Annotated in this window: 14 protein-coding genes, 1 tRNA gene and 3 rRNA genes; 16 read left to right on the top strand and 2 right to left on the bottom strand. The window is 48.1% G+C overall.

Going from position 1 to position 22436, the window contains the following annotated elements; translation table 11 throughout:
• Positions 1 to 90: 90 nt before the first annotated feature.
• The gene (locus AC3ITG_RS28585; RefSeq protein ID WP_489251999.1) at positions 91 to 1443 is read right to left on the bottom strand and encodes a molybdopterin-dependent oxidoreductase; all 1353 of its coding nucleotides are present in this window, start codon (positions 1441 to 1443) and stop codon (positions 91 to 93) included.
• A 713-nt stretch (positions 1444 to 2156) separates the two neighbouring features.
• Here AC3ITG_RS28585 and AC3ITG_RS28580 point away from each other — a divergent pair.
• The 12 genes from AC3ITG_RS28580 (at position 2157) to pssA (ending at position 17452) form a co-directional block, all read left to right on the top strand.
• Positions 2157 to 3708, top strand: a 16S ribosomal RNA gene (locus tag AC3ITG_RS28580).
• 102 nt (positions 3709 to 3810) lie between these two features.
• Positions 3811 to 3886: transfer RNA gene (locus AC3ITG_RS28575), tRNA-Ala, on the top strand.
• A 253-nt stretch (positions 3887 to 4139) separates the two neighbouring features.
• Positions 4140 to 7066 (top strand): 23S ribosomal RNA (locus AC3ITG_RS28570).
• Between the two features lie 141 nt (positions 7067 to 7207).
• Positions 7208 to 7324 (top strand): 5S ribosomal RNA (rrf, locus tag AC3ITG_RS28565).
• The 16S, 23S and 5S rRNA genes sit together here with 1 tRNA gene alongside, the layout of an rRNA operon.
• Before the next feature lie 200 nt (positions 7325 to 7524).
• A complete protein-coding gene (locus tag AC3ITG_RS28560; RefSeq protein WP_489251998.1) occupies positions 7525 to 8700 on the top strand; it encodes a GNAT family N-acetyltransferase in 1176 nt (391 codons plus the stop codon).
• A 472-nt stretch (positions 8701 to 9172) separates the two neighbouring features.
• Positions 9173 to 9634, top strand: coding sequence for a CtsR family transcriptional regulator (locus AC3ITG_RS28555; protein WP_063567405.1), 462 nt, complete (start codon positions 9173 to 9175; stop codon positions 9632 to 9634).
• A gap of 30 nt (positions 9635 to 9664) precedes the next feature.
• Entirely contained in the window at positions 9665 to 10189 is a 525-nt protein-coding gene (gene mcsA / locus AC3ITG_RS28550; RefSeq protein ID WP_063567406.1) for a protein-arginine kinase activator protein McsA, read from the top strand.
• A 28-nt stretch (positions 10190 to 10217) separates the two neighbouring features.
• Positions 10218 to 11288 (top strand): protein-arginine kinase McsB, encoded by a 1071-nt coding sequence (mcsB, locus tag AC3ITG_RS28545; protein WP_489251997.1) that lies wholly within the window; start codon positions 10218 to 10220, stop codon positions 11286 to 11288.
• 181 nt (positions 11289 to 11469) lie between these two features.
• Positions 11470 to 13932, top strand: a complete 2463-nt coding sequence (gene clpC, locus AC3ITG_RS28540; protein WP_413373811.1) for an ATP-dependent protease ATP-binding subunit ClpC — start codon at positions 11470 to 11472, stop codon at positions 13930 to 13932.
• Positions 13933 to 14219: 287 nt separating this feature from the next.
• Positions 14220 to 15587, top strand: a complete 1368-nt coding sequence (gene radA / locus AC3ITG_RS28535; protein WP_063567409.1) for a DNA repair protein RadA — start codon at positions 14220 to 14222, stop codon at positions 15585 to 15587.
• 13 nt (positions 15588 to 15600) lie between these two features.
• Entirely contained in the window at positions 15601 to 16677 is a 1077-nt protein-coding gene (gene disA, locus AC3ITG_RS28530; protein WP_076292150.1) for a DNA integrity scanning diadenylate cyclase DisA, read from the top strand.
• 43 nt (positions 16678 to 16720) lie between these two features.
• Entirely contained in the window at positions 16721 to 17452 is a 732-nt protein-coding gene (gene pssA / locus AC3ITG_RS28525; protein WP_413373806.1) for a CDP-diacylglycerol--serine O-phosphatidyltransferase, read from the top strand.
• A gap of 125 nt (positions 17453 to 17577) precedes the next feature.
• Here the strand turns inward: pssA and AC3ITG_RS28520 are convergent, their stop codons facing one another.
• On the bottom strand, positions 17578 to 17973 hold the full coding sequence (locus AC3ITG_RS28520; protein WP_024633611.1) for a nucleoside triphosphate pyrophosphohydrolase family protein: 396 nt from the start codon (positions 17971 to 17973) through the stop codon (positions 17578 to 17580).
• Positions 17974 to 18147: 174 nt separating this feature from the next.
• Here AC3ITG_RS28520 and AC3ITG_RS28515 point away from each other — a divergent pair, with 174 nt between their 5' ends.
• The 4 genes from AC3ITG_RS28515 (at position 18148) to gltX (ending at position 21989) form a co-directional block, all read left to right on the top strand.
• On the top strand, positions 18148 to 19233 hold the full coding sequence (locus tag AC3ITG_RS28515; RefSeq protein WP_413373805.1) for a PIN/TRAM domain-containing protein: 1086 nt from the start codon (positions 18148 to 18150) through the stop codon (positions 19231 to 19233).
• Between the two features lie 93 nt (positions 19234 to 19326).
• The gene (gene ispD / locus AC3ITG_RS28510) at positions 19327 to 20019 is read left to right on the top strand and encodes a 2-C-methyl-D-erythritol 4-phosphate cytidylyltransferase (protein WP_413373803.1); all 693 of its coding nucleotides are present in this window, start codon (positions 19327 to 19329) and stop codon (positions 20017 to 20019) included.
• The gene (gene ispF / locus AC3ITG_RS28505) at positions 20016 to 20492 is read left to right on the top strand and encodes a 2-C-methyl-D-erythritol 2,4-cyclodiphosphate synthase (protein WP_053779226.1); all 477 of its coding nucleotides are present in this window, start codon (positions 20016 to 20018) and stop codon (positions 20490 to 20492) included. The genes ispD and ispF overlap by 4 nt, the downstream gene beginning before the upstream one ends.
• 33 nt (positions 20493 to 20525) lie before the next feature.
• Entirely contained in the window at positions 20526 to 21989 is a 1464-nt protein-coding gene (gene gltX / locus AC3ITG_RS28500) for a glutamate--tRNA ligase (protein ID WP_489251996.1), read from the top strand.
• Positions 21990 to 22436: the final 447 nt, after the last annotated feature.

Here is a 22436-nt window from a genome sequence, read left to right as displayed (position 1 = left end):
TTAAAGACCCCTGTACCACGAATGCGTGGAACGGGGGTCTTTGGTTTACACGTATATTTAAACCTAACTGTATATGCGCATTAACTTAAATCAGGAACGCGCCTGAGAAGCACCAGTAAGCCATGCATCCTTATCGTAACCTCGTTCTTCCCAGTAGCCGATATGTTCGCTGTCGATCAGTTCAATGCGATTCAGCCACTTGACAGACTTATAGGCATACATCTGGGGAATGACCAAACGTACCGGGCCGCCCAGATCTGCCGGGATCGGTTTGCCATCATGCATGACAGCTACCATAATATCATCCATCTGCGCCTGATCCATTGTAATGGCATCCGTATATACACCATCTCCGGAGTAGAACTTGACGCTGTGCGCTTCGGGTTTCACTCCGGCTTGGGTCAGTAATTGCTTAAGAGATATGCCTTCCCAAGTATTCTTATATACAGACCAACCTGTAACGCAGTGAAAGTCACTGACCTGAACGGTACGTGCAAGCTTTACAAACTGCTCCCAGTTCCATACCTGCGCCCGTTCAACGAGCCCGTCAATCCGGAATGACCAGTTTGCATTGGAAAAGGAAGGTATCGGTGTTACTGTGTATACGCGAAAATGGCCTTCGGCCCCGCCCCCTACGGGAGGTAAGGAACTTGGTAGTGCTTGTGGCAATGGCACCATGTGATTGGGATCGTTCTCCAGCATGCTATCAATACTGTTGTCTATATTGAGGTTTCGTCCAACCCATGATATAAAAGTAGGCCCCAAAGTCACAGCTAGGCCCACTCCTACAGCAGACCGAATAAATGCCCGCCGTGTATACACGGGTTGAGGTTTCTCTGGTTGATGGAGAGGACTTTCCTTAATGGTACGTATAGATTCGGTAGAAACCACCGCTGCAGGTGTTGTATTTTCATCAGGAGCATTAGTTGGATGCACCATATTTCTACCCTCTGCTACAACTGTCGTTGTTTTTACTGCACGGCGTGCAGGGTCTTTTAACCACCTCGTTCTCGTGATGGAATGGTAGATGATATAAGGCAGGCCAACCCAAGTCAGCAAATCATGAACCAGAAGCGCGGCATTCGACCATCTCGGTCCAGCGAGCTTGAATTGCCATAACACAATACCTGATAACAGCCAACCTACCAGCAGTGCAAGAACAACGATTGTATTTGCTTTCTGCCAAGGCCTATTACGAAGTTGTTTCCAGTGCTTTCCGGCCAAAAGTAAGTAATACACCACGGGTGCCAGCATAGCTAGCCCGACGATAATATGTAGCCACTTTAACCATACGCGTCCAATCCCGAGTAACTCACGCCAGAAACCACCGACCAACATAAGACCTGATACCGCGAGGATGACAACAATCCAGGCATTCCAGGCATGAATGGAAACGAGCTTTTTACCATAACCCTTTCGAAAGTTCTTCAGCCATTGCTTCATATGCGTTCACCCCATATAGGTTATTCATCAGAGCATCTTCGATATAAATGAAGCCGATTGTGATTAGAGAGCGGGTTCTGAATTTAGTATTACTGAGTATTGTATCAGTGGCTACTTGAACGGGAGTATCATATTCATTCCTTATTCTATATTATATATACCTTATTATAGAGCGTTTGGATCACTTGCATCAAAAGGGGAGGGGAAACACTTCTTATATAAAAGTATCTTCTAAATAGTTATCTAATACTATTTACGGAAAAGTAGATGTGCCTATCCGTTTTTAGTAAATAGAATTAATGTACTTGTAACCTGAAGTATCTAGTATCTTATCTGTAAGTAAATAGAGTTGCTCCTTCTGGATTCATATAATCTGTCGATTGATGTAGTTGAGAGGAGTCTCAGTTAGAAGGGGTATGGATTATAAACCATTTATATAAAGGTTGTTAAAAAGTGCTTGCTAAATGAATTAGATCATGATATATTATTTCTTGTCGCCTCAAACGAATGATTGTCGAAACGCTTTGAACGCTGACGAAAAAAAAGAGTTGACAGTTAGTTAGTCAACATGATAAGATAAGATTCCTGTCCGGTTGACAAGTATTAACACAAACGGACAAACAAGTTCCTTGAAAACTGAACAAATGGATAGTAACTTTTGATTCATAATGAATCGTCAGTTTCAAAATGAGCTTATCGCTCTTTTCAATACTTTATTGGAGAGTTTGATCCTGGCTCAGGACGAACGCTGGCGGCATGCCTAATACATGCAAGTCGAGCGGACTTGATGAGAAGCTTGCTTCTCTGATGGTTAGCGGCGGACGGGTGAGTAACACGTAGGCAACCTGCCCTCAAGTTTGGGACAACTACCGGAAACGGTAGCTAATACCGAATAGTTGTTTTCTTCTCCTGAAGAGAACTGGAAAGACGGAGCAATCTGTCACTTGGGGATGGGCCTGCGGCGCATTAGCTAGTTGGTGGGGTAACGGCTCACCAAGGCGACGATGCGTAGCCGACCTGAGAGGGTGATCGGCCACACTGGGACTGAGACACGGCCCAGACTCCTACGGGAGGCAGCAGTAGGGAATCTTCCGCAATGGGCGAAAGCCTGACGGAGCAATGCCGCGTGAGTGATGAAGGTTTTCGGATCGTAAAGCTCTGTTGCCAGGGAAGAACGCTTGGGAGAGTAACTGCTCTCAAGGTGACGGTACCTGAGAAGAAAGCCCCGGCTAACTACGTGCCAGCAGCCGCGGTAATACGTAGGGGGCAAGCGTTGTCCGGAATTATTGGGCGTAAAGCGCGCGCAGGCGGTCATTTAAGTCTGGTGTTTAATCCCGGGGCTCAACCCCGGATCGCACTGGAAACTGGGTGACTTGAGTGCAGAAGAGGAGAGTGGAATTCCACGTGTAGCGGTGAAATGCGTAGATATGTGGAGGAACACCAGTGGCGAAGGCGACTCTCTGGGCTGTAACTGACGCTGAGGCGCGAAAGCGTGGGGAGCAAACAGGATTAGATACCCTGGTAGTCCACGCCGTAAACGATGAGTGCTAGGTGTTAGGGGTTTCGATACCCTTGGTGCCGAAGTTAACACATTAAGCACTCCGCCTGGGGAGTACGGTCGCAAGACTGAAACTCAAAGGAATTGACGGGGACCCGCACAAGCAGTGGAGTATGTGGTTTAATTCGAAGCAACGCGAAGAACCTTACCAGGTCTTGACATCCCTCTGATCGGTACAGAGATGTATCTTTCCTTCGGGACAGAGGAGACAGGTGGTGCATGGTTGTCGTCAGCTCGTGTCGTGAGATGTTGGGTTAAGTCCCGCAACGAGCGCAACCCTTGATCTTAGTTGCCAGCATTTCGGATGGGCACTCTAAGGTGACTGCCGGTGACAAACCGGAGGAAGGTGGGGATGACGTCAAATCATCATGCCCCTTATGACCTGGGCTACACACGTACTACAATGGCCGGTACAACGGGCTGTGAAGCCGCGAGGTGGAACGAATCCTAAAAAGCCGGTCTCAGTTCGGATTGCAGGCTGCAACTCGCCTGCATGAAGTCGGAATTGCTAGTAATCGCGGATCAGCATGCCGCGGTGAATACGTTCCCGGGTCTTGTACACACCGCCCGTCACACCACGAGAGTTTATAACACCCGAAGTCGGTGGGGTAACCGCAAGGAGCCAGCCGCCGAAGGTGGGATAGATGATTGGGGTGAAGTCGTAACAAGGTAGCCGTATCGGAAGGTGCGGCTGGATCACCTCCTTTCTATGGAGAATCGTTTCCCGAGTGGAAACATTCAAATAGCAGACTAGATCTGCAACAGCAACACAGTTACTTATCCATTTGTTCAGTTTTGATGGAATTTGAGGGGCCATAGCTCAGCTGGGAGAGCGCCTGCCTTGCAAGCAGGAGGTCAGCGGTTCGATCCCGCTTGGCTCCACCAAAGAATTTCGTCTATTTAGCTTGTTCTTTGAAAACTAGATATCGAAACGAAAATTGCGAATTAGAACATTCCTTTTAGGGATGAATGCTTGTTCGGTTCAAGTAACCGAAACAACAATCATCCTAGCTGAACTTGTGTTAAACAAGTTTCAATAAATAGTGAAAACTGCATTGCGATGGTATCGAATGGGAGTGACTTTTGGCTTTGCGCAAGCAAAACAAGGGAAGCGAGCAGTCGAAACCGGAGCAAATATGGTTAAGCTACTAAGAGCACACGGAGGATGCCTAGGCGCTAGGAGCCGATGAAGGACGTGGCGAACAACGAAACTGCCTCGGGGAGCTGTAAGCAAGCTTTGATCCGGGGGTGTCCGAATGGGGAAACCCAGCTGGGGTAATTTCCAGTTACTCATAACTGAATACATAGGTTATGTAGAGGCATACCAGGGGAACTGAAACATCTAAGTACCTTGAGGAAGAGAAAACAATAGTGATTCCGTCAGTAGCGGCGAGCGAACGCGGAGAAGCCCAAACCAGAGAGCTTGCTCTTTGGGGTTGTGGGACATCTCACATGGAGTTACAAAGGAACCGGTTAAACGAAGAGGTCTGGAAAGGCCCGCCAAAGAAGGTAAAAGCCCTGTACTTGAAAGTTGGTTCTCTCCGAGATGTATCCCGAGTAGTGCGGGGCACGTGAAACCCCGTATGAATCCGGCAGGACCATCTGCCAAGGCTAAATACTTCCTAGCGACCGATAGTGAAGCAGTACCGTGAGGGAAAGGTGAAAAGCACCCCGGAAGGGGAGTGAAATAGAACCTGAAACCGTGTGCTTACAAAAAGTCAGAGCCCGTTTTAGGGGTGATGGCGTGCCTTTTGTAGAATGAACCGGCGAGTTACGTTCCCGTGCAAGGTTAAGGTGAAGAGCCGGAGCCGCAGCGAAAGCGAGTCTGAATAGGGCGACTTAGTACGTGGACGTAGACCCGAAACCGGGTGATCTACCCCTGTCCAGGGTGAAGGTGCGGTAACACGCACTGGAGGCCCGAACCCACGCATGTTGAAAAATGCGGGGATGAGGTGGGGGTAGCGGAGAAATTCCAATCGAACTCGGAGATAGCTGGTTCTCCCCGAAATAGCTTTAGGGCTAGCCTCGGAAAACAGAGTCGTGGAGGTAGAGCACTGATTGGGTGCGGGGCCCGCAAGGGTTACCAAGCTCAGTCAAACTCCGAATGCCATAGACTTACTTCCGGGAGTCAGACAGTGAGTGCTAAGATCCATTGTCAAAAGGGAAACAGCCCAGACCATCAGCTAAGGTCCCCAAGTGTGTGTTAAGTGGGAAAGGATGTGGAGTTGCACAGACAACCAGGATGTTGGCTTAGAAGCAGCCACCATTGAAAGAGTGCGTAATAGCTCACTGGTCGAGTGACTCTGCGCCGAAAATGTAACGGGGCTAAACACACCACCGAAGCTATGGCTTGATGCTTTGCATCAGGGGTAGGGGAGCGTTGTATAAGGGTTGAAGGTGTACCGTAAGGAGCGCTGGACATTATACAAGTGAGAATGCCGGTATGAGTAACGAAAAGATCAGTGAGAATCTGATCCGCCGAAAGCCTAAGGGTTCCTGAGGAAGGCTCGTCCGCTCAGGGTAAGTCGGGACCTAAGGCGAGGCCGAAAGGCGTAGTCGAAGGACAACAGGTCGAAATTCCTGTACCACCGTAAGCCGTTATGAGCAATGGGGGGACGCAGCAGGGTAGTGACGCGGACTGATGGATGTCCGTCTAAGCAGTGAGGCTGATGTGTAGGCAAATCCGCACATCGTTAAGGCTGGGCTGTGATGGGGAGCGAAAATTATAGTAGCGAAGGTCATGATCTCACACTGCCAAGAAAAGCCTCTAGCCAGGTGATGGTGCCCGTACCGCAAACCGACACAGGTAGGCGAGAAGAGAATTCTAAGGCGCGCGGAAGAACTCTCGTTAAGGAACTCGGCAAAATGACCCCGTAACTTCGGGAGAAGGGGTGCCCCGGTAGTGTGAATAGCACGAGGGGGCCGCAGTGAAAAGGCCCAAGCGACTGTTTAGCAAAAACACAGGTCTGTGCGAAGCCGTAAGGCGAAGTATACGGGCTGACGCCTGCCCGGTGCTGGAAGGTTAAGGGGAGCGGTTAGGAGCAATCCGAAGCTGTGAACCGAAGCCCCAGTAAACGGCGGCCGTAACTATAACGGTCCTAAGGTAGCGAAATTCCTTGTCAGGTAAATTCTGACCCGCACGAATGGCGTAACGACTTGGGCGCTGTCTCAACGAGAGATCCGGTGAAATTTTAATACCTGTGAAGATGCAGGTTACCCGCGACAAGACGGAAAGACCCCATGGAGCTTTACTGCAGCTTGATATTGAATTTGGGTACGATCTGTACAGGATAGGTGGGAGCCTTTGAAACGTGAGCGCCAGCTTGCGTGGAGGCACCGTTGGGATACCACCCTGATCGTATCTAGGTTCTAACCTGGTACCGTAATCCGGTGCGGGGACAGTGTCAGGTGGGCAGTTTGACTGGGGCGGTCGCCTCCTAAAGAGTAACGGAGGCGCCCAAAGGTTCCCTCAGAATGGTTGGAAATCATTCGAAGAGTGCAAAGGCATAAGGGAGCTTGACTGCGAGACCTACAAGTCGAGCAGGGACGAAAGTCGGGCTTAGTGATCCGGTGGTACCGCATGGAAGGGCCATCGCTCAACGGATAAAAGCTACCCTGGGGATAACAGGCTTATCTCCCCCAAGAGTCCACATCGACGGGGAGGTTTGGCACCTCGATGTCGGCTCATCGCATCCTGGGGCTGAAGTAGGTCCCAAGGGTTGGGCTGTTCGCCCATTAAAGCGGTACGCGAGCTGGGTTCAGAACGTCGTGAGACAGTTCGGTCCCTATCTGTCGTGGGCGTAGGAAATTTGAGAGGAGCTGTCCTTAGTACGAGAGGACCGGGATGGACGTACCGCTGGTGTACCAGTTGTTCCGCCAGGAGCACCGCTGGGTAGCTATGTACGGAAGGGATAAGCGCTGAAAGCATCTAAGCGTGAAGCCCCCCTCAAGATGAGATTTCCCAGTATGTAAGACCCCTTGAAGACGACGAGGTAGATAGGCTGGGGGTGGAAGTGCAGCAATGCATGGAGCTGACCAGTACTAATCGGTCGAGGGCTTATCCAATATGCAAGTTGTAAATCGCAAATTTCGTTTCGGATCTAGTTTTCAGAGAATAAACTCTGAAATGAAAATTGGTACATCACAGAATGTGTATGATTTTCAGTTCTACAATGATTTAAAGAAGCTATGCTTCGACAAATCGCGTTTGGTGGCGATGGCGGAGGGGTTCCACACGTACCCATCCCGAACACGACCGTTAAGCCCTCTAGCGCCGATGGTACTTGGACCGCAGGGTCCTGGGAGAGTAGGACGCCGCCAAGCGAAGAACCACTGCCGATGTTATTCGGTGGTGGTTTTTATTTGTGTTTTTTAATATAGATCGTTATCCCCGAGAGATGCCCGTGCATCTCTTGTTTGACTTTGTCCCGTTCCTCTGACACACTCATAAATGGATACATACATCACGTATCAGGCCATGATTTGAAAGATATCATAACTTAGAGAACGGGGTGCAGGACGACATGGAAATTCAGAAATTAACCGTAGATAATTTTGAGCCAGCTATGGCACTCTCCGAGTATGCTTTTCAAGTGGTAATGAGTGAAGAACAAACGGAGAAGCGACGAAGTCAATTTGATTCACAGGATATATGGGGTGTATTTGAGGAGGGACAATTGGGTGCCAAACTTCACATTATTCCTTTTCAAACCTATATTCATGGGAGATCGTTCGAGATGGGCGGTATTGCGGGAGTTGCCACATGGCCAGAATATAGACGCAAAGGCTGGGTAGCTGGGCTGTTGAAGCATGCGTTGGAGGAAATGAACCGTAATAAACAAAGTATATCGTTTTTGCATCCGTTCTCTTTTGCTTTTTATCGGAAGTATGGATGGGAGACGTATGTTGAGTTTAAACGGTATAAAGTGCCTACAGCTCATCTGCCTGCGAAAAAGACAACCCCTGGAACAATTCGGCGTGGCGATACGGGACTCAGCATATTAAAGGAAGTATACAGTGCGTATGCTGAGCGCTATAACGGAACCTTGATCCGGGATGATGCGAGATGGGAGAATTCAGTTCTCACTAATGGAGCCAGCCAGAAAGCCGTATATTATGATGGAGCTGGTAAAGCACAAGGCTATATTTTATATGAGGTTAAGGAAAGAAAGTTTACCATCAGAGAGATCATTTATCTGAATGAAGAGGCAAGACAAGGTTTGTGGACCTTTATAGCCAACCATGATTCTATGATAGAGGAAGTAACTTTACAGGCACCAGCCAGTGATATGCTTGCTTTTCAATTAGATAATCCGCGGATTCAGCAGGAAATTGTGCCTTTCTTCATGGCACGTATTGTGAGTGTAGAACAGTTTATTTCACAGTATCCTTTTGCGAGCCAAGACTCACCAGTACAGATTAATCTCCAGGTAGAGGATGCCCATGCACCATGGAATGAAGGGATATGGCAGTTGAATGTGGCGATGAATGGTACAGCCTCGATATGGAAAACATCTGAGCCGGTAGCTAAAGATCAAACTGTTAAAGTAGACATTCAGGCGCTCACCGCAATGCTGATAGGGTATCGTAGGCCCACAGAGATGGCTCAAATAGGTAGAATTGAGGGACCGGTAGGAGCGATTAAGGCTCTGGAACAAGCAATTCCTGACCGGGAAACGTATTTACTTGATTTTTTCTGATCCTCATAGAGTAACGAGAATTTTAGGATCAATTTCATAGACTTAACTTGTATAGCATTACGACGTAAGTGTGAGACAAATGGACTTCTCCAGCTATTTTGGAGAGGTTTTTTTGTGTCAGCCGAATATTTCGTGTAAAATCGTAAAAAATGAATAGTGCTCCCTCTTGGCAAAACCACAAAATATGCTATAATGTATATAAAGTCAAAGAAAGTCAAAGTCAACTAAAGGTTAAATACTTACGTAGCTTTCTTTCTGCAATCCGGTGGTGGGAGCCATATTGAAGGTAGTACACATCAGCGGATAAAAGCAATATTAAAGGACCTTCGAGCGTCCTTCGCTCTCCTGTTAAAGACCGTTGAAGATCAGTTTCGCTGTTTCCTTGATTGGTTAAATGGGTTGAGAAGGTGTACTCTGTAGGGGCGTGTGGGTCCTTATTGACTTAACGTTTCAGACAGTGGAGGATGATTGGATGCGTAATATCTCTGATATTATCGAACAATATCTGAAGAGTATTTTGCATGAAAGTCCCGAAGGATTGGTCGAAATTCAACGTAATGATCTGGCTGATCAATTTTCATGTGTGCCTTCCCAGATCAATTATGTCATCAGCACCCGATTTACACTCGAAAAAGGTTACCTTGTGGAGAGTAAACGTGGCGGCGGCGGTTATGTTCGCATACAGCGGATTGAATTGCCGGCTCACTCGGCTCTGCATAACCATTTGCACCATAGTATTGGAGATGAGATCGGGCAGACAGCTGCCGAAGGTCTGATCTACCAACTGGAAGAAGCACGTTTCTTGAGCAAAAGGGAAGCCGGGTTGATGCGGGCAGCTGTATCGAGAGAGATTATATTGGTCAAACTTCCTTACCGGGATCAAATTCGTGCCAGAATGTTAAAGGCGATGTTAATATCTTTGCTCGGTAAATGAAAACTATCGGGATCAAGGGGGTACATCATTGTGCTGTGCCAAGAATGCAACAACCGTCCAGCAACACTCCATTTCACGAAGATCGTGAACGGAGAGAAGACGGAATTCCATATTTGTGAGTCATGTGCTCGTGAAAAAGGGGAAATGATTCCCGGAACATCCAACGGATTTTCCATTCATAACTTATTGTCCGGGTTGCTTGATTTTGAACCCTCAGGCAAGAATGGCAGTGCGGGAGCAACACCCGCGCAATCCCTTCGTTGTGAAGAATGCGGCATGACCTATTCACAGTTTAGCAAAATCGGCCGCTTTGGCTGTAGTTCTTGTTATAAATATTTTGACAGTCGTTTGGACCCGCTATTCAAACGGGTTCACGGTAGCACTTCCCACGTGGGTAAAGTACCTGCACGAGCTGGTGGTCGCATCAAGGTCAAAAGACAGATTGCTGATCTGAAACGGGATCTTCAGGAGAGCATAACGCAAGAGGAGTTTGAAGAAGCCGCTCAAATTCGTGATCAGATCAGGGAACTTGAAAAAGAAATAGCTCAGGAGTAAAGTTTGTGATGAGTAGGAGGGATGCGTAATGCCTAATCTGCGTTTTACAGAGAAGGCGCTCAGCGACTGGATGCGTAGTGATGCGGCTGATTCCGAAATCGTCATTAGCAGCCGAGTCCGGATCGCACGCAACCTGCAGCATTATCCGTTTCCGATGCTGGCTTCCAATGAGCAATCGGAAGAAGTGCTGAATAAGCTGAGCGAAGTACTTCAATATGATGACGTTCATGCCTTTGGAGATTTTCATACCCTAGATCTGATTGATATTGATGACCTTGACAAACGGGTGCTGGTGGAGAAGCATTTGATCAGTCCCAGTCTTGCGAACGAATCCAGAAATGGTGCTGTTATTCTCAGTGAGGATGAATCTGTCAGTATTATGATTAATGAAGAGGATCATCTTCGTATCCAGTGCCTCTATCCGGGGTTCCAGGTAAAAGAAGCCTGGGAGAAAGCTTCCGCCATAGATGATGCTTTTGAAGCGCATGTGGATTATGCTTTTGATGACCGCAGAGGATATTTAACCAGCTGTCCTACGAATGTAGGTACAGGTGTAAGAGCATCTGTCATGATGCATCTACCCGCTCTGGTGATGACACAGCAGATTGGCCGCATTCTAAGCGCAGTCTCCCAAGTCGGACTGACTGTACGGGGAATTTACGGTGAAGGCAGTGAGGCGATGGGTAACCTGTTCCAGATCTCGAACCAGATCACACTGGGGCAGACGGAACAAGAAGTCATCGATAACCTGCATAGTGTTGTGTTACAGATGATTGGGCATGAGCGTACCGCCAGAGAACGATTAATTACCGACTCTAGATTGCGGATTACCGACAGGGTCATGCGTTCTTACGGCATTTTGTCCCATGCAGCCATTGTGGATTCGAAGGAAGCTGCACAGCGTCTGTCTGATGTTCGACTTGGTGTAGATCTCGGCTTGTTGGACGGTTTGTCCATAACCGTGATGAACGAGTTGAATGTGATGACGCAACCGGGCTTCTTGCAGAAAACATTTGGGGAAGACATGCGGACAGATGAGCGTGACATTTATCGGGCTCAGTTGATCCGTGATACGATCAGTGCAGCCACTCAATCTTAGGTTGTTCAAGAGTTATAACAAAGGTTTCATGCCGCAACTGCGGCTTTTATATAAAAGAGCATTTTCTATAAATGCTGAATGATTTATTCGCAGCACGGCTGCAGACAAAATGATATGAAGAATACGGTGGGATCCTTTCAATAGCCCCCGTTTTATCCAAAACCATGGAGGTGCAGGAGATATGATGTTTGGAAGATTTACGGAACGGGCCCAAAAGGTGCTCGCATTGGCGCAGGAAGAAGCTGTCCGTCTTGGTCATAATAACATCGGTACAGAGCACATTTTGCTCGGCCTCATTCGTGAAGGCGAAGGCATCGCAGCCAAAGCGCTGATCGGCCTGGGACTCGGATTGGAAAAAATTCAAGATGAAGTAGAAACGCTGATTGGCCGTGGCCAAGAGCAACCTACGAACATTGCATATACGCCTCGTGCGAAAAAAGTGATTGAATTGTCTATGGATGAAGCTCGCAAATTGGGCCATACCTATGTAGGCACAGAGCATATCCTGCTCGGATTGATTCGTGAAGGCGAAGGGGTTGCGGCACGTGTGCTGAACAACCTGGGGATTAGCTTGAACAAGGCACGTCAACAAGTGCTGCAACTGCTTGGCAGCAGTGAAGCCGTATCCAGTCATAACGGTACGCCTGCGAATGTCAGCACACCAACACTGGATAGTCTTGCACGTGATCTCACGGCGTATGCCAAGGAGAACAACCTAGACCCAGTGATTGGACGTAGTAAAGAAATTGAACGTGTTATTCAGGTACTGAGCCGTCGTACCAAGAACAATCCGGTATTGATCGGTGAGCCAGGTGTAGGTAAAACAGCGATCGCTGAAGGACTTGCACAGAAAATCATTGCCAACGAAATTCCGGAGACTTTGCGTGACAAACGTGTCATGACATTGGATATGGGTTCTGTTGTTGCAGGTACAAAATATCGCGGTGAATTCGAAGATCGTCTGAAAAAAATCATGGATGAAATTCGTCAAGCGGGTAACATTGTCCTGTTCATCGACGAATTGCACACCTTGATTGGTGCAGGCGGAGCTGAAGGTGCAATTGATGCTTCTAACATTTTGAAACCGGCTTTGGCCCGTGGAGAATTGCAGTGCATCGGTGCAACAACACTGGATGAATATCGCAAATATATCGAGAAGGATGCTGCGCTAGAGCGTCGTTTCCAACCGATTACGGTGGATCAGCCTTCTCCAGAAGAAGCAGTTCAAATTTTGCATGGCTTACGTGACCGTTATGAAGCGCATCACCGGGTGAAAATTACGGATGAAGCGATTGTGCAGGCGGTTAAACTGTCTGATCGGTACATTACAGACCGTTTCCTGCCGGACAAAGCAATTGACCTGATTGATGAGGCGGGTTCCAAAGTAAGACTGAACTCTTACACGATCCCACCTAACCTCAAACAACTGGAGAGCCGTCTCGAGGATATCCGGAAGGAAAAAGACGCAGCGGTTCAAAGCCAGGAGTTCGAAAAGGCAGCAGCTCTACGTGACACGGAACAAAAAATCCGTGAAGAGCTGGATGTAACGAAGAACCAATGGAAAGAAAAACAAGGTCGCACCGATTCCGAGGTAACTCCTGAAGATATCGCACAAGTAGTAGCCAGCTGGACCGGTATTCCGGTGAATCAGCTGAAAGAAGAAGAGACACAACGCTTGATGAATCTGGAATCAATTCTGCATGAACGTGTCATCGGTCAGGATGAGGCTGTGAAGTCCGTCAGTCGTGCAGTTCGTCGTGCTCGTGCCGGATTGAAAGATCCGAAACGTCCAATGGGTTCATTTATCTTCCTTGGTCCTACAGGGGTAGGTAAAACCGAGCTGGCTCGTGCTCTTGCAGAAGCAATGTTCGGGGATGAAAATGCAGTTATCCGGATTGATATGTCAGAGTATGGCGAGAAGCATTCCACTTCAAGACTCGTCGGAGCGCCTCCGGGATATGTGGGATATGAAGAAGGTGGACAGCTGACAGAGAAAGTTCGTCGCAAACCTTACTCTGTCGTCCTGCTCGATGAAATCGAGAAAGCACATCCGGAAGTATTCAACATCTTGCTGCAAGTGCTTGAGGATGGTCGTCTGACCGACTCCAAAGGTCGCGTCGTAGACTTCCGGAATACGTTGATCATTTTGACATCCAATGTGGGTGCAGAAGCGATCAAACGTAACTCCACTCTAGGCTTCACTGCAGTTGTAGATGCAGGGGCGGACTATGATAACATGAAGGGTAAAGTCATGGATGAGCTGAAAAAAAGCTTCCGTCCCGAGTTCCTTAACCGGATTGATGAGATTATCGTGTTCCATTCTCTTGAAGAAAAACATATTGCTGAGATTGTTACACTGATGAGTGAAGAGCTTCGTAAACGTCTGAATGAATACGAGGTCGACTTCGAGCTCACAGACAATGCCAAGGCTTTCCTAGCCAAAGCAGGCTTCGATCCAGCCTATGGTGCTCGTCCGCTTCGTCGGGCGATCCAGAAGCATATTGAAGACAAATTGTCTGAAGAGTTGCTCACGGGTAACGTGACTAAAGGTGATTCGTTGCTCATCGATGAAGAGAACGGAGCATTGTCTGTAACGAAAAAAGACGTTGTTGTTCCTTCCACTGAGGAAATCGAAACCAAATAAGAGACACTTAAGTGCTACTGAGTCTGATGTATAAAATAAAAAATCCTTCCTGGCTTTTGTCGGGAAGGATTTTTTGTGTTTTTGCGCCAGTCAGAGACCTATAGCTGTTGTTTATCAAAAAAACAAACTTTGAACTGGCACGAACATGTGTAAAGTTTGCGATAATCCTTTACGAAAAATCTCAAACAATGGTAAACTTTTATTAACCCTGCACGTCAGGGAGTTTAGGGCAAAATTCGTCGAAAAATGCGAAATGCTGTTATAAAATAAATCCTAGGAGTGCTGAAGTGGCCAAAGTTAAAACCAAGTTTCAGTGTACGGAATGCGGCTATGAAGCCCCCAAATGGTACGGCAAATGTCCGGGTTGTCAGTCTTGGAATTCAATGGTGGAAGAAACCGAAACGGTGGTCAAAACACAAGGGAGAAATTCCCCTCTTTTTGAGAGTAAAGATAAGCCACTTCCCATCATAGATATAGATAGCGGTCAGGAACCGCGTGTACAGACTGGAATCGAAGAGCTGAACCGGGTTTTGGGCGGCGGAATTGTTCCAGGATCTCTCGTTCTGGTGGGCGGAGACCCCGGAATTGGAAAATCAACATTGATGTTGCAAACATCTCATGCACTGACTCATTCAGGTTTACGCGTGTTATATGTCTCAGGTGAGGAATCAGTTAAGCAAACAAAATTGCGGGCTGACCGTCTGGGTGCGCTGTCTCCTGAGTTATATGTACTATGTGAGACCAATATGGAGCGGGTCGAGGAAGCGGTGGAGCAGATCCAGCCGCATTTTCTAGTCATTGACTCCATTCAGACCGTATATCTGCCAGAAGTCACCAGTGCACCCGGCAGTGTTGCTCAGGTAAGGGAATGTACATCACGGTTTATGCGGATCGCCAAAGGGCGAGGCATTGCAACCGTACTTGTGGGGCATGTTACGAAAGAAGGCGCCATTGCCGGTCCACGTATGTTGGAACATATGGTGGACTGTGTTCTTTATTTTGAAGGAGAGCGGCATCATACGTATCGCCTTTTACGTGCGGTAAAGAACCGTTTTGGTTCGACCAATGAGATCGGCATTTTTGAAATGGGCGAAGATGGACTTCGTGAAGTAGGCAACCCTTCTGAGCTCTTTTTGTCAGAACGTCCACTGGGTGTGGCTGGTTCTACCGTAGTTGCCAGCATGGAGGGCACACGTCCTTTGCTTGTGGAATTGCAGGCATTGATTTCAACCACACATTTCCCTTCTCCCCGGCGTATGGCAACAGGGGTAGATCTCCATCGATTAAACCTGATTATTGCGGTACTGGAGAAACGGATGGGCATGTTCTTGCAAACACAGGATGCTTATCTGAACGTAGCTGGTGGTGTGAGATTAGATGAGCCGGCAGTAGATTTAGCGGTTGCTGTAAGTATCGCATCCAGTTTGAGGGACGTACCGACCAAGCCGGATGACGTCATCTTTGGGGAAATCGGTTTGACGGGTGAGGTTCGGGCCGTTTCACGGGCTGAACAACGTGTGAAAGAAGCCCAAAAATTGGGCTTTAAGCGTGTCATTTTACCAGAAAAAAGCTTAAAGGGCTGGAAACATCCTCGCGGGATACAACTGATCGGTGTGAATACCGTGGCAGATGCACTAGCGGTTGCTTTAGATTAGGGGGCATAACAAGATGAAAGATTCGAGCCAACTGGATAATATGAACGAATTGTTAAGGCTGATCGCACCAGGTACACCTTTCCGCGAAGGTCTGGAGAACGTGCTGCGCGCCAAGACGGGTGCACTGCTGGTTGTAGGATACAGCCCTGAAGTGATGGAAGTGGTGGATGGAGGATTCTCGATTAACTGTGATTTCTCCCCGAACTATCTGTATGAACTCGCCAAGATGGACGGTGCCATTATCCTTAGCGAGGATTTAAAGCGTATTCTATATGCCAACACTCAGCTCATTCCTGACTCATCCATCTCTTCATCTGAGACGGGAATCCGTCACCGGACGGCCGAGCGAGTCGCGAAACAAACAGGTAAATTAGTCGTTTCTATATCGCAGCGCCGGAATATTATCACCTTATATCAAGGAACACTACGGTATTCCCTGAAGGAAATCGGGGTTATTTTGACCAAGGCGAATCAAGCGATTCAAACCTTGGAGAAATACAAAGCTGTGTTGACACAGTCCCTTACGAATCTGAGCGCCTCCGAGTTCGAGGAACTGGTGACGATTCCTGAGGTCGTCAATGTCATTCAGCGTACGGAAATGGTTATGCGCATCAAAACGGAAATCAAACGTTACATTCATGAACTTGGCAACGAGGGACGTCTGATCTCTATGCAGATGGAGGAACTCGTCGGTACAACGGAAGAGGAAGCCTGGTTGCTGTATAAGGACTATGCCCGTGATGACAGTGATGACAAAATCCGTGAAATTATCGTTGGTCTGAAAAGATTGTCGGACGATGAATTGCTGGATGCACATCATATTGTACGTCTGCTGGGATACCCATCGTCAGCGGCTACGTCCGAAGATTCGGTTGCACCTCGCGGATACCGGGTATTAAATAAGATACCCCGCCTGCCGAATGTCATTATCCATAACCTGGTGGATCAATTCGAACAATTGCCTCATGTCATCATGGCTACAATTGAAGAGCTGGACGAAGTGGACGGGATTGGAGAGGTACGCGCCCGAACCATTAAGGAAGGTCTCAAGCGTTTGCAGGAGCAGATGTTTATTGACAGACAAATGTAAGGGTTCGCCTATAACGGCTTGAAAATAATGAGGTGAAACAACGATGTTAACCAGATTCATTCCGAATCTCTTTACCTTGGGTAATCTGTTTCTTGGAATGATGGCAATCCTGCTTGCAATTGAAGGGAATTATAGTTTGGCTGCGATTTTGGTCATTATTGCGATGTTGTTGGATGGTCTGGATGGCCGTGTGGCACGTGCACTTAATGCCCAGAGTGAGTTTGGTAAAGAGCTGGATTCTTTGTCGGACATGGTTTCATTCGGTGCAGCTCCAGCTCTGATTATATTCATGGTCTCGTTTCAGGACGCCACTCCGGTTCTCGCCTGGATCGCAACCGCAAGCTTTCCAATTTGTGGTGCCATTCGGCTTGCCCGGTTTAACGTTCGCCCCGGTATCCCAGGGTACTTCACAGGTTTGCCGATTCCAGCGGCCGGAGGGGTTCTGGCAACACTGTCCCTGTTTAACAAGGATATCGGTCCTGTGAGTATGATGATTGCGACTTTGCTGTTATCGTATCTGATGGTAAGTTCGCTGAAATATCCTAATTTCAAAAAGGTTGGTCTGCCACGTAAAGCGATCTGGATTGCACCCTGGGTTATCGTCTTCGCGGTAGTGGTGGCGGTCATGTTTCCAGAACAATTGTCCAAATTGATCTTTATTCCACTTGTGTTATACGCTCTATATGGGATGAAGCATAATATGCGGACGGCAGCCTCACGTAACCGGGCCAAAAAGCGTAAGGAAGAGAAGTCTTCCCGTCCTTCCGATCGCTAGGCATTCCATCACTCTGGAAAATACAAAGAAAGCACGTACGCTCCTGAACAGGAGAATGCGTGCTTATTTTTGTTTTTCAAATCTATACGGTAACTTATAACCATTCGCAACGAAATACGTATTGTTTACGACAAATTGAACATCCCTAACGTCGAACATTTCTGTGACTCGTGATTTACGACCTCTTCCATGTTGATGTCCAGCAGATTGCAGAGAGCCGACATATAAAACAGGTTCCGCCCCAATTCAGAGCTGATTACCTCTTTACAATTCTCGCACAATTCACCTTCCACATGCGTTTCCAGCAGCCCTTTAGATTGAGCAATATCGCTCTCCGGGGCATATTTCTGCTTGGTGGCGTGCAGCTCAATGCAGCCGCATTCGGTAATGGCCTTAGACACGGCACGGTTGACAGAGGCGCCGGCTTGTCCTGTTTTGGACAGTACATCAATCAGGCTGCGATGACGCAGCAACAGCTCGGAAACTTGATCCTGAAAAGCCTGTAAACTTAGCGTACTCATTTTGCTACTCACCTCGGGATATGAATTGAATTTATTATATGCCAATAATTTACCTTCTTTCAACTGACGATTGCAACATTTCCAAAAAGTTCTTCAAAAGCGGGATTAGCAATCTGGGAATTGGATCATACTGGATATAAAGATGAAGATATATTGAAGGAGGTGCAGGGACTTATGTGGAAAAAAGGCATTTTAACTTTTACAGGATTGTGCGGTGCATGGTTCGGCTACACGGCATATCATCTGGCGGGAAAATCCGTCCCTTGGATGGCTGAATGGATTCAGTCAGCAGGATTACTGGGAGCTGGGGTATCAACCCTACTAGGCGCTGTATTGTTTATGTCCGTGTGTAACATCGGTGGAACATTGATGGCAACCAGGCTGCATAATAGTATTGATTCTTTGGCCAAAGTACCGATGAATGAATTGGCTGCAGGAGCGGCGGGTACAGTTGCAGGACTGCTGGTGGCCTTGCTGTTATATCCTTGTGTTGCCTGGCTGGGGACGGCCGGAGAAGTGCTGCAGGTGGCGCTGACGGTCATTAGTGCTTATGCAGGCTATATGCTTGCCATGGCGAAGAAAGACGATCTGGCGGCCTTCTGGATGTCAGGACGCTGGGGTCAACCCGAGGTGGACGAGGACAGACGGTTGGAAGAGCACAAAATTTTGGATACCAGTGTAATTATCGATGGTCGCATCGCAGATATATGCAAAACCGGATTTATCGAGGGCACGATTGTAATCCCGGAATTCGTTCTGGAGGAATTGCAGCACATTGCCGATTCATCTGACTTGCTCAAGCGGAACAGAGGACGGCGCGGGCTTGATATTCTGAATAAAATTCAGAAGGAACTGGACGTCAAAGTGCTTATATACGAAGGGGATTTTGAGGAAATTTCCGAAGTGGACAGCAAGCTTGTCAAGCTCGCCAAGGTACTTCAGGGCAAAGTTGTCACCAATGACTTCAACCTGAACAAGGTCTGTGAACTGCAAGGAGTATCCGTGCTAAACATCAATGATCTCGCCAATGCCGTTAAGCCGGTGGTATTGCCAGGTGAGGAGATCATGGTGCAGATTATCAAGGATGGCAAGGAGCACGGTCAAGGTGTAGCCTACCTGGATGATGGCACGATGATCGTTGTGGAAGGCGGACGCGAGTATATCGGCATGATGATGGAAGTACTGGTGACCAGTGTGCTGCAGACGTCAGCGGGACGAATGATTTTTGCCAAGCCGAAACTGTTGGAAAAAGCCCAATAAAGCGGTATGATGGGTAGTGTATCGTTAGAGGTTATAATATAACTGTATTATATCTCCGAACGATAAACTGACAGACAAGGCAGGGATTGCGGCATGGATAAAGGGTGGGGTGTTGTCATTGTGGCGGCAGGTCGGGGGACCCGGATGGGAACAACCGAGAGTAAGCAGTTTCTGCTGCTGCAGGACAAGCCCGTTTTCATACATACGCTTGAAGTGTTTGCGGCTTTGGACGAGGTCAGCGAAATGGTGCTGGTCACGGGAGCTGCCGATGTTGAACGCTGCCAGGATTGGGTAAAAGAATACCGACTGGAATCACGTGTCCGTGTCATCCCCGGAGGGAAAGAGAGACAGCATTCGGTCCACGAAGGCCTTAAGGCACTAGGGACAGACTGGGTCCTCGTTCACGACGGGGTACGTCCTTTTATAAACCGTGAGCAGATTATGGGGTGTATGAAGGCCGCGATGTCGGGTGGAGCAGCTGTACTGGCCGTTCCAGTGAAGGATACGATCAAACAAGTAAATGCGGAGGGAATCGTTACGGCGACGCCGGACCGCAGCAGTCTGTGGAGCATTCAAACCCCGCAGGCTTTTCGTCTTTCTTCCCTGCTGCTTGCATACGAATCGGCGGAACGGGACGGATTTCTAGGAACGGATGACGCAATGCTGGCTGAACGCCAGGGAATGTCAGTCAAGGTTGTGGAAGGCAGTTATACGAACATCAAATTAACGACGCCGGAAGATTTGGAATACGCCGCGTTTTTGCTCAAGGGAGAGAAGAAGCGATGATACGTGTAGGACAGGGATTTGATGTACATCAACTGGTAGAGGGACGCCCATGCATTATTGGCGGGGTCACGATCCCTTATGAAAAAGGACTGCTGGGTCACTCGGACGCAGACGTGCTGCTGCATGCCATCAGTGATGCCATTCTTGGTGCGCTTGCACTTGGGGATATTGGCAAACACTTTCCGGATACGGATCCGGAGTTCAAGGATGCTGATAGCCTGAAACTGCTGGAGCATGTGTGGCAATTGGTGAAGGATCGTGGATACCGTCTGGGGAACATCGATTCAACCATTATTGCACAGAAACCGAAGATGGCACCTTACGTTCCGCAGATGGCCGAGGTTATTGCCAAGGCACTTGAAGCGGATGTAACTCAGGTGAATGTCAAAGCGACAACAACAGAACAACTCGGATTCCCCGGACGGGGAGAGGGTATAGCTGCCCAATCGGTTGTTTGCCTTGTTCGCGTGTGATATCATCAACCAATTAGAGACGGAGGGGATATTATGAGCACCGAAGTTCGCGTGCGCTATGCGCCGAGTCCAACGGGACACCTGCATATCGGGAACGCCCGTACGGCGCTGTTTAACTATTTGTATGCCAAACATAATAACGGCAAATTCATTATTCGTATTGAGGATACGGACGTGAAACGCAACATTGCCGGTGGTGAGGAAAGTCAGCTGAAATACCTGAAATGGCTCGGAATCGAGTGGGACGAAAGTATTGATGTTGGCGGCGAGTACGGACCATACCGTCAGACGGAACGTTTGGACATCTATCGTAAATATACGCAGGAGCTACTGGATAAAGGTCTGGCTTACCGCTGTTATTGCACGGAAGAAGAGCTGGAGCAAGAACGTGAAGAACAGACAGCACGTGGAGAAACTCCTCGTTATTCGGGTAAACACCGTGATCTGACACCGGAGCAACAGAGCGCATTTGAAGCAGAAGGCCGTGTGGCGAGTATTCGTTTCCGTGTACCGGAAGAACGCATATATACGTTTGATGACATGGTAAAAGGGACGATCTCATTCAACAGCAAGGAATCCGGCGACTTCGTTATTGTGAAAAAAGACGGCATTCCCACATACAACTATGCAGTTGCTGTGGATGATCACCTGATGAAGATCTCCCACGTCTTGCGTGGAGAGGATCACATCTCTAACACACCGCGTCAACTGATGATTTATGAAGCGCTTGGCTGGGAGCCGCCGCAGTTCGGTCATATGACGTTGATCGTGAATGAAAACCACAAAAAGCTGAGTAAACGTGACGAGTCCGTTATTCAGTTTATTCAACAATATGATCAGCTCGGCTATCTGCCTGAGGCGATGTTTAACTTCATCTCCCTGCTTGGCTGGTCGCCTGAGGGGGAAGAAGAGATCTTCTCGCAGGAGCAGTTGATCTCCATTTTTGATACGAAGCGTCTGTCCAAGAGCCCGGCGGTATTTGATACTCACAAGCTGGCTCACTTGAACAATCACTATATTAAAAATGCGGATCCAGATCGCATTGCTGAAATGGCGATTCCACATCTGCAAAAAGCAGGACGTATTGCCACTGAGCTCTCACCTGAACAAAAAGAATGGGCATATACGCTTGTTCATCTCTACCAGGAGCAAATGAATTCTGCCTCCGATATCGTGGAATTGTCGGAAGTGTTCTTCCGTTCCCACCTGGAGCTGGAAAGTGAAGGGGCTACTGTACTGGCTGAGGAGCAGGTACCAACTGTTCTGAAGGCATTTGCTGATAAAGTACAGGCTAACGACGAATTTACACCAAGCAAGATGGCTGCGCTGATCAAAGAAGTTCAGAAAGAGACTGGATTTAAAGGTAAACAGCTGTTTATGCCGATCCGTGTAGCTCTGACAGGACAGACTCATGGCCGCGATCTGAACCAAACAATTGTACTGCTTGGCCGCGATACGGTCATTGATCGATTGCATGCTCAGGTAAAAGGCGCGTAAGTAACGCCCTTGTTTAGTCTACTTTGACTTAAGGATGGAACTTCGTTCCCACCGATATGAAGGAAGATTGTTGTCAGTCCATAACCTTTTCGCTATAATAGCAACACAAAGGTTAAATGGTATGATTTTATCATTCATCATAAAAACAGCAAAGACCGGGAGAAGTAGGCTGAACCGGACAGATTCAGAGAGGATGGTCCCGCAGTAAAGAACAAGATTCTTTGCTAAGGTGGCTGTGAGCCATCCGCTGTCCGTCAGTCGAAATGCACCCGTGAGCTGCATAGCCGAATCCGGCCCCGCCTCTCGTTATGTAGGAGAGAGGAAAACGTCAGGATAGGTTGTGACGGTTGGTTCCCGTTACGGAACTGTTGAGGGTTCATTCTTGTGCAAGGATATGAGGCAGCTATAACAGGTAGCCTAGTTCTTGTATGTTAAGGCATGAACCGA

It is taken from the genome of Paenibacillus sp. GL_099_B (assembly GCF_057835695.1).
This window is presented reverse-complemented; position numbering and strand designations above follow the sequence as displayed.